Below are 544 nucleotides of genomic sequence, written 5' to 3' on the forward strand. Positions count from 1 at the left end.
CTGGCGGGTCCGGCAGCGCATCCAGCTCATGCGCCAGCGCTTCGCCGCTCGCGCGGGGGAGGCGAAGCTGGCGCCTTGGGTCCGGCGTGAGCAACAGCGGATCGCCATGCGCCAGCGCGGAATGGCCGTCCCGGCGCCCTCTGCCCTCGATCTGTTCGACGACGCCAAGGTGGCGAAAGCCGCCGGCCTGCCGCTGACCGACATCCTGTGGTCGCCGGTCCTGTCGGAGGAAGTGACCGACCGCTGGTCCGCCGCGCGCTTCTGTGTCGATCTGTGGCGCAAGCGCGGCGATGTGCGCACGCGATTCCCGACCGCCTTCGCCAGCGGCAGCGACGGAGAGTTCGGGCAGTGGCTCCAACAGTCGGGTGCCTCGGAGCTCGGGCTCGGTGCCTCGGCCCAGCAGCACCTGGGCGATGCCTTGGAGGCCGGTATTTCCGCCCGCGCCAGGCAGGCGTTCCTTGCCAGCGAACGATTGGTTGCCTTGCTCCCCCATGGTCTGACGCCCGCCGGCATGCTGCATCTGTTGCGCTGGTTCATGCAGCAC

Annotated in this window: 1 protein-coding gene; it reads left to right on the forward strand. The window is 70.0% G+C overall.

From position 1 onward, the window contains the following. A partial coding sequence (locus tag AC1DTN_RS38955; protein WP_477925582.1) for a hypothetical protein occupies positions 1-544 on the forward strand: 544 nt, incomplete at both ends.

It is taken from the genome of Rhizobium sp. 01T444 (assembly GCF_056398305.1).